The organism is Mycobacterium sp. (assembly GCF_049683935.1).
GTDB lineage: Bacteria > Actinomycetota > Actinomycetes > Mycobacteriales > Mycobacteriaceae > Mycobacterium.
In genome coordinates this window covers 1-6,982 of the sequence record NZ_JBAUJR010000063.1, presented here as the reverse complement: position 1 = coordinate 6,982, position 6,982 = coordinate 1, and the positions used below count along the sequence as shown (strand labels likewise).

General features: G+C 68.7%; 9 protein-coding genes. 3 read left to right on the top strand and 6 right to left on the bottom strand.

Translation table 11 applies throughout. From position 1 onward, the window contains the following. A partial coding sequence (locus WA965_RS03530; protein WP_526447076.1) for a M24 family metallopeptidase occupies positions 1-353 on the top strand: 353 nt, incomplete at its 5' end. Between the two features lie 5 nt (positions 354-358). Here WA965_RS03530 and WA965_RS03525 read toward each other — a convergent pair. Beyond that, complete coding sequence (locus WA965_RS03525; RefSeq protein WP_526294199.1) at positions 359-772, bottom strand: F420-dependent biliverdin reductase; 414 nt, start codon at positions 770-772, stop codon at positions 359-361. Between the two features lie 35 nt (positions 773-807). On the opposite strand from WA965_RS03525, the gene dprE2 reads away from it, so the two are divergent. Then, on the top strand, positions 808-1,557 hold the full coding sequence (dprE2, locus tag WA965_RS03520) for a decaprenylphospho-beta-D-erythro-pentofuranosid-2-ulose 2-reductase (RefSeq protein ID WP_526294198.1): 750 nt from the start codon (positions 808-810) through the stop codon (positions 1,555-1,557). Further along, positions 1,554-2,744, top strand: a complete 1,191-nt coding sequence (gene cbiE, locus WA965_RS03515; protein WP_526447080.1) for a precorrin-6y C5,15-methyltransferase (decarboxylating) subunit CbiE — start codon at positions 1,554-1,556, stop codon at positions 2,742-2,744. The genes dprE2 and cbiE overlap by 4 nt, the downstream gene beginning before the upstream one ends. On the opposite strand, the gene WA965_RS03510 is transcribed toward cbiE, so the two are convergent. From WA965_RS03510 to WA965_RS03490, 5 genes are all read right to left on the bottom strand, one after another. Further along, positions 2,722-3,789, bottom strand: a complete 1,068-nt coding sequence (locus WA965_RS03510; RefSeq protein ID WP_526301649.1) for a phosphotransferase family protein — start codon at positions 3,787-3,789, stop codon at positions 2,722-2,724. The two genes, cbiE and WA965_RS03510, sit on opposite strands and share 23 nt — an antisense overlap. Next, positions 3,786-4,442 carry a TetR/AcrR family transcriptional regulator gene (locus WA965_RS03505; protein WP_526301647.1) on the bottom strand — a complete coding sequence of 219 codons (657 nt, stop codon included), beginning with the start codon at positions 4,440-4,442 and terminating at the stop codon, positions 3,786-3,788. The genes WA965_RS03510 and WA965_RS03505 overlap by 4 nt, the downstream gene beginning before the upstream one ends. Positions 4,443-4,729: 287 nt before the next feature. After that, positions 4,730-6,214 (bottom strand): precorrin-2 C(20)-methyltransferase, encoded by a 1,485-nt coding sequence (locus tag WA965_RS03500; RefSeq protein WP_526301645.1) that lies wholly within the window; start codon positions 6,212-6,214, stop codon positions 4,730-4,732. Further along, positions 6,211-6,837 carry a precorrin-8X methylmutase gene (locus WA965_RS03495; RefSeq protein WP_526301643.1) on the bottom strand — a complete coding sequence of 209 codons (627 nt, stop codon included), beginning with the start codon at positions 6,835-6,837 and terminating at the stop codon, positions 6,211-6,213. The genes WA965_RS03500 and WA965_RS03495 overlap by 4 nt, the downstream gene beginning before the upstream one ends. Positions 6,838-6,841: 4 nt before the next feature. Then, the coding region (locus WA965_RS03490) for a hypothetical protein (protein ID WP_526447078.1) at positions 6,842-6,982 on the bottom strand (141 nt) is incomplete at its 5' end.

Genomic DNA, 6,982 nt, shown 5'->3' with positions numbered 1-6,982 from the left:
GCTACGCCGTGCTGCAGCGGGCCCAGCGTGCCGCGGTCGACGCGGTGCGACCCGGCGTCACCGCCGAGCAGGTTGATGCCGCCGCGCGCGACGTGCTCGCGGCAGAGGGGCTGGCAGATGCGTTCGTGCACCGCACCGGACACGGCATCGGTCTGTCGGTGCACGAGGAGCCCTACATCGTGGCCGGCAACTCCCTGCCCTTACAGGAGGGGATGGCGTTCTCGGTGGAACCGGGCATCTACTTCCCCGGGCAGTGGGGCGCGCGCATCGAGGACATCGTCATCGTCACCTCAGATGGTGCCTCGTCGGTGAACAACCGCCCTCACGACCTCGTCGTGGTCCCGGTCGGCTGACCCGGTCAGTCCTCGCCGCGGTCCAGCAGACTCGACGACCCCAGCACCCGCTCGACGCGCACCTCGATGACCACGCGTCTCGGGTTGGGGCGTGGGGTGCGGTAACGCTGTGCATAGCGCAGTTCGGCGTCGCGGACGGCGTCGATTTCGGTGTGAACCGTGGCCTTGCCCTCCAGCGACAGCCACCGGGCGCCGTCGACCTGGCTGAGCACCGCAACACCACGCTGGTCGGCGTTGACCGCTTTCTGCGAACCCCCGGTGGTGATCACCCGGGCGAGGTGGGTCTTGGGGTCGAAGGTGAACCCGACCGCCACCACGTGCGGGGATTGGTCTGACCGCAGCGTCGTCAGCATGGCCAGGTGGCGTTCGGTGAGGAACGCCAATGCGTCGTTGGTCAGTCGGGTCGTTGTCTTCGCCATCGGTGACCACGCTAGCGCAGGACATAATCACTGACGTGGAGGACACGTATGGAGGGCCGGTTGTCGTCTTCGGCGGCCGCAGCGAGATCGGGATGGAACTGGCGCAGCGGTTGGCACCGGGTTCCACGGTGGTGCTGGCGGCGCGCCGACCCGATGATCTGCGGGCGCAGATCGCCCTGCTGGAGAGGGCGGGCGCCGCTGCGGTGTACCCGGTGGACTTCGATGCCGACGACCTGGCGTCGCACGCCGGCATCGTCGACCGCATGGTCGCCGAGCACGGCAGCATCGCGACCGCGGTGCTGGCATTCGGCATTCTCGGCGATCAGGCGCGCGCAGAGAAGGACGCCGGGCATGCGGCGGCGATCGCGCACACGGATTACGTGGCTCAGGTCAGTCTGCTGACAGTGCTGGCCGACAGGATGCGTTCGGCGGGCACCGGCACGCTGGTGGTGTTCTCGTCGGTGGCGGGCGTTCGGGTGCGCCGGGCGAACTACGTGTACGGGTCGGCCAAAGCCGGCCTGGACGGATTCTGCAGTGGTCTCGCCGACGCACTTCACGGCTCGGGCGTGCGACTGCTGCTGGTCCGGCCCGGGTTTGTGATCGGACGGATGACCGAGGGCATGAGCCCCGCGCCGTTGTCGACGACGCCGGGCGAAGTGGCCGACGCGACCGTGCGGGCACTGCGCAAGGGCAGTGGGGTGGCTTGGGTTCCCGCCCCACTGGCGTTGCTGGCGTTCGCATTTCGCATCATGCCGCGGGCCGTGTGGCGCAGGTTGCCGCGGTGATCGTCGTGGTCGGCGTCGGCGCCGACGGGATGGCCGGGCTGGGGCAGACCTCGCGCGCCGAACTGGCCGGGGCGACGGTGGTCTGGGGGTCGCAGCGCCAACTCGATCTGCTCGACGAGAGCGTGTCCGCGGTCAGGCGGCCGTGGCCGTCGCCGATGCTGCCCGCCCTGCACACCCTGCTCGACGACACCGACGGCGATGTGCACGTGGTGGCCAGCGGGGACCCGCTGCTGCACGGTGTCGGCAGCTCGCTGCTGCGGCTCTACGGATCGGATCGGGTTGCGGTGCTGCCGCATGTGTCGTCGGTGACGCTGGCCTGTTCGCGAGTCGGCTGGGCGGTGCAGGACACCGAGATCATCAGCCTGGTTCGTGAGGACCCGTACAGCGCTGTCCGGCGCGGCGGGCAGGCGATCGTGTTGTCCCGAGATGGTTCGAGCCCGTCGGCTCTGGCCCGGCTGCTGACCGAGACGGGCCGCGGTGACTCCGAGTTGACCGTGCTCGAACAGCTCGGGGGGCCGAGGGAACTGCGCCGGTCGTCGACCGCGCGGGAATGGGCGGGCCGGCCGCCCGGTGACGTGGACGATCTCAATGTGATGGCCGTGCGGTATCTCCCGGACGACCGCCGGGGGGCCGCGTTGCCCGATGGGGCGTTCGCGCACGACGGGCAGATCACCAAACAGGCCATGCGGGCGGTGACCCTGGCGGCGCTGGCTCCGCGCCCGGGCGAACATCTGTGGGATGTCGGGTCCGGGTCGGGAAGCATCGCGATCGAATGGTGCCGCAGCGGTTCTGACTGCCGCGCTACCGCATTCGAACGCGACGAGGACCGTCGCGCGCGGATCGTGCAGAACGCGATCGCCTTCGGTGTTCATGTCGGGGTCGCGTTCGAGGCACCGGCGTCGTTCGACTCGGCGCCGCCGCCCGCTGCGGTCTTCGTCGGGGGCGGTGTCAGCCAACCCGGTCTGATGGAGGCGTGCTGGGAGAAGCTGCCCGCAGGCGGTCGCCTGGTCGTCAACGCCGTGACTGTGGAGTCAGAAGCTGTTGTTGCGCAGTGGTATTCACGCCACGGCGGGGAGCTCAGGAAGTACCAGCACTATCGTGGCGAACCGGTCGGATCGTTCACCGGCTGGCGGGCTGCGATGCCGGTGACCCAGTGGGTTGTGGTCAAGCCGACGGATAGGACCTGACCAGGTCGATTGCCTCGAGGTCGCGGATGGCGCGACATCCTCGGTGCAGCATTGTCAGGATCATCTCGTCGCCGCGTTCGGTGGATGCGGCGAACGCGTACCCCAGGGTCGTGAGCAACGGCGCCTGCAGGACTCCGAGACGGTAGTCTTTCCAACAGGTTTCGGCGTCGTAACCGGTGACACCGTAGCCCAGGAGCGTCTTGTGGTAGCGCTCGACCAGGTCGCGCTCGACCGTCGGGCGGATCTCGGGCAGCAGGCTCGTCGCGGTGAAGTACGCCAGATCGCGGGTCGGCAGACCGAGGCCCACGGTCTGCCAGTCGACGACGGTGACGCGGGTGCGATCCGGATCGAAGAGCAGGTTGTCGAGGCGGTAGTCGCCGTGCATCAGCGAGAAACGGTCCGGTTCGGCGAGCAACCACGGTGTCACCAGGCTCATCGCTACGGTCAGGGTGTCGCGATCCTCGTCGCTGACCGATCCGCCGAGTTTGTCGAGGGTGATGTCGGCGGCCATGACCGCTACATCGCCCATTCCCTTGGCCGCCTCCGCGTCACCCGGCTTGGGCATGACGATCGACGGCAGGTCGAACCAGCGCCGGTCGCCCCAGCTGGGACCGTGCAATCCGGCGAGTGCCTCGACGGCCAGTGCCGCCTCGGCGGGGCTGCACCCGGCGATCTGATCACCCTGGACAGCGGGAGCCAGATCGGCCAGCAGCAACACAAAATCGGTTCCGTCAGAGGAAATCTCGCTGTGGAAGCAGCCCGGCACGGGAATGGCCACGTTGTCGGTGATCGCCGAGTAGAACTCCACCTCGGAGAGGTAGCCGAGTGCTACCCGCTCGCGGACCGCGTCGTCCTGGGCGGGCAGCTTGACGGCAAAACTCGACGGGCCGGACCCCTGCCCGGTGGGGTAGGTCGGGGTCACCCGGTAGGTGGCGCCGGTCTGTCCGGTGCCGATGGCCGCGACGGCGACGTCGCTGACGTCGGTGCCGAGCACCGAGCCGAGCCATGCCGGGGTGATGTCTGCCGGATTGCGGGGGATCGTCACGATGTCGCCTTTTTCTCGTCGGAAGTCCGGTCCGGCCGCGCCACGTCGACGCTGCCGTAGATCGTGCGCAGCCAGATCGCCTCCGCGCCTTCACTGAGCTGTTGGCGGTTCAGCGTGCCGCCGATCGTGTAGCGCTCGAGCAGCCGGTCGTTGAACTCCAGCAGCATGCCGGCGAGCACCTCTGCCGGTGGCCCGTCGGGTGCGCGCCCGCTGTCGCGTTCGGCGGCGATCATGGCCGCCACGCCGGGCACGAAGGACTCCCGCGCGTCATCCCAGACCTGGCGGATGGCGGGGTTGGCCGCCCTGGCGTCGAGCATCGCCTCGAGCAGATAGCGGTGCTGCTCGACGGTGTCGAGCAGGGCTTCGACCATCGCGCGGATGCGCCAGTGGGGTGGATCGGCGGTGCTGGTCAGGATGTCGCTGGCGATGAACCCGTCGTCGTACATCGGTTCCAGCAGCGCTGCTACGGCGGCCGCCTTGTTCTCGAAGTAGAAGTAGAAGGCAGATCGCGTGACTCCTGCGCGCTTGGTGACGTCGGCGATGTTGATGCCGTCGAAACCCGTTTCGCGCAGGTGGTGATCCAGCGATTCGAGGATTGCGCTGCGCCGCAGATCGCTCTTCTGCGGTTGACGCCGGTCGGTCGCGGACCGCACCGGTAGTCCTCGCTGCACGCAGCGCCTTCCGTTCGAGAGCGGGGTGACGCGCGACATTAACCTGCAGATCTGACGACTGTCAACGAAGTGCGACAGGTGTCAACGCAGTGTGGTACCAGTGACCCCGAGACCCACCTGGAGAACTACCCTGCCGGCGCCCGCCATCGTGCCGTCGGTCACTGACAGATCCACTTTTTGCACAGGAAGTGCGAGTGGGGGTGTGCAAAAGGTGGATCCGTCAGGCAGATCAGGCCGTCGCGAGTCGGGTGGGCCCCCGGTGACGCCGATCAATCCTGCGGGTACCGCCGGGGCGTGAACACCCGGTCGGGGCCGCCGTCGCCGGCGGAGTGCCACTGTGTCTGCGAGGAACCCACGATGAGTAGACACCGCATGTCGACGTCACGCTGATCCAGGTCGGCGAGTCGGACCACGGTGACCGATTCGTTCGGTCCCGAGACGTCCCTGCCGATGACAACAGGCGTGCCGGGTTCGCGGTGCTCGAGCAGGAGATCCCGCATCGCGCCGACCTGCCAGGTCCGGGTCTTGGACGCGGGGTTGTAGATGGCGAGCACCATGTCGGCTGCGGCCGCCGCGCTCAAGCGGGCAGCGATCACCTCCCACGGCTTGAGGCGGTCCGAGAGCGAGATGACGGCGTAGTCGTGGCCCAGTGGGGCGCCGACACGGCTTGCCACCGCCTGGGCGGCGGTCATCGCCGGGATCACCCGCACGCTGACACCGGGCCACTGTTTGGCCTCCTCGAGGACCGCGGTGGCCATCGCGAAGATCCCAGGATCACCCGACGACACCACCGCAACCGTGCGGCCCTGTTCGGCCAGCGTGCATGCCAGGCGTGCCCGGGCGGGTTCATCGGTGTTGTCGCTGGGATGCCTCCGCTGTTCCTCACGGGCCCCCACACGATCGAGGTACGGGCCGTATCCGATGAGGTCGGTGGCCGCGGCCAGCTCGCGCCGACTCTGCGGGGTCATCCAGTCGAGGTCGCCGGGGCCCAACCCCACCACCGCGACGCTTCCGGTGGTTGCCGGAACCCGTTGCCGGCCGGCGAGCATCGCAATCGCGAAGTAGGGCACCGACGCGTCATCCACCTCGGCAGCGGGCAGCACCCGTTGCCTCGGGGTGCTCGCGCGCTCGACGTAGAACGTTTCGTCCAGCCGGCCGGATGCTGAAAGCGCTTTGCGCACAGCCGGATACGAGCGCCCCAGCTTCATGATGATCGCGGCGTCGGTGTCGGCCAGCCGGCGTTCGAGTTCGTCGGACGGCAGCGTCCCGGGAAGGATGGTGAGGACCTGTTCGCCCTGGACCAACGGTGTGGCCACCGCAGCCGACGCCGCGCTGACCGACGTCACGCCGGGCACGATCACGGCGTCGAAGCGGTGGGTGAGCCGGGTGTGCATGTGCATGTACGAGCTGTAGAACAGCGGATCACCTTCCGCCAGCAGGGCCACATCGTGGCCGGCGGTGAGGTGTGCGGCGATGCGCTCGGCGGCTTCGCGGTAGAAATCCTCCATCGCGCCCGCATAACCACCGGGGTGATCCGAGGTCTCGGTGGTCACCGGGTAGACGAGGTGCTCCTCGATCTGCCCGTCACGCAGATACGGCTCGGCGATCGACCGTGCGATGCTGCGCCCGTGTCGTGCGCTGTGGTAGGCGACGACGTCGGCGGCGCCGATGATCCGGGCCGCCTTCACCGTGACCAACTCGGGGTCGCCCGGCCCGAGGCCGACACCCCAGAGGGTCCCTCTGCGATCGCTCATTCAGCTTCGGCCGCAATCGAATTGACGGCCGCCGCTGCCATCGCGCTTCCGCCTCGCCGGCCGGTGACGACGAGATAGGACATGCCGCGGGGGGAGTCGATCAACTCCTGCTTGGACTGCGCCGAGCCGACGAATCCGACGGGTCCGCCGAGCACCGCCGCCGGAACCGGGGCGCCCTCGTCGATGAGTTCGAGCAGCCGGAACAACGCGGTGGGGGCGTTTCCGATCGCCAGCACCGCGCCTTCGAGGCGATCGACCCACAGGTCCACTCCGGCTGCTGACCGGGTGGTGCCCAGGCGGGTGGCCAGCTCCGGCGCTCTGGGATCGGCGACCAGCGAGACCACCTCGTTGTCGGCGGGCAGTCGCGAACGGGTGATGCCGGCGGCCACCATCGACGAGTCACACAGGATCGGCGCACCCCCGGCCAGGGCCGCGTGCGTCCGCGTGACGACATCGTCGGTGAAGGCCACGTGGTCGGCCACGTCGACCTGACCGCAGGTGTGGATCAACCGCACGACCACGCGGGACACGCCGTCGGGGAATCTGGAGAGGTCGGTTTCGTCGCGGATCATCGAGAACGATTGCCGGTAGATCTCCGCAGCGTCGCGGATGTAGTCGAGCACTCGATCACCCTACGGGTGGGTATTGGGGCGAGCGAAGCGACGGGGGATCTGCGATGCGCGGCCGGTAGCCGTCTCCGGTCGCGACGAGCACCTCGCCGTGCCCCGGACTGCCGCAGGCCCGCTCGCAGCCGACGAAGTGCCGGTG

Coding starts and splice junctions, on each gene's coding strand:
- WA965_RS03500 (WP_526301645.1), bottom strand. CDS start 6,214: ATGAGCGATCGCAGAGGGACCCTCTGGGGTGTCGGCCTCGGGCCGGGC.
- WA965_RS03525 (WP_526294199.1), bottom strand. CDS start 772: ATGGCGAAGACAACGACCCGACTGACCAACGACGCATTGGCGTTCCTC.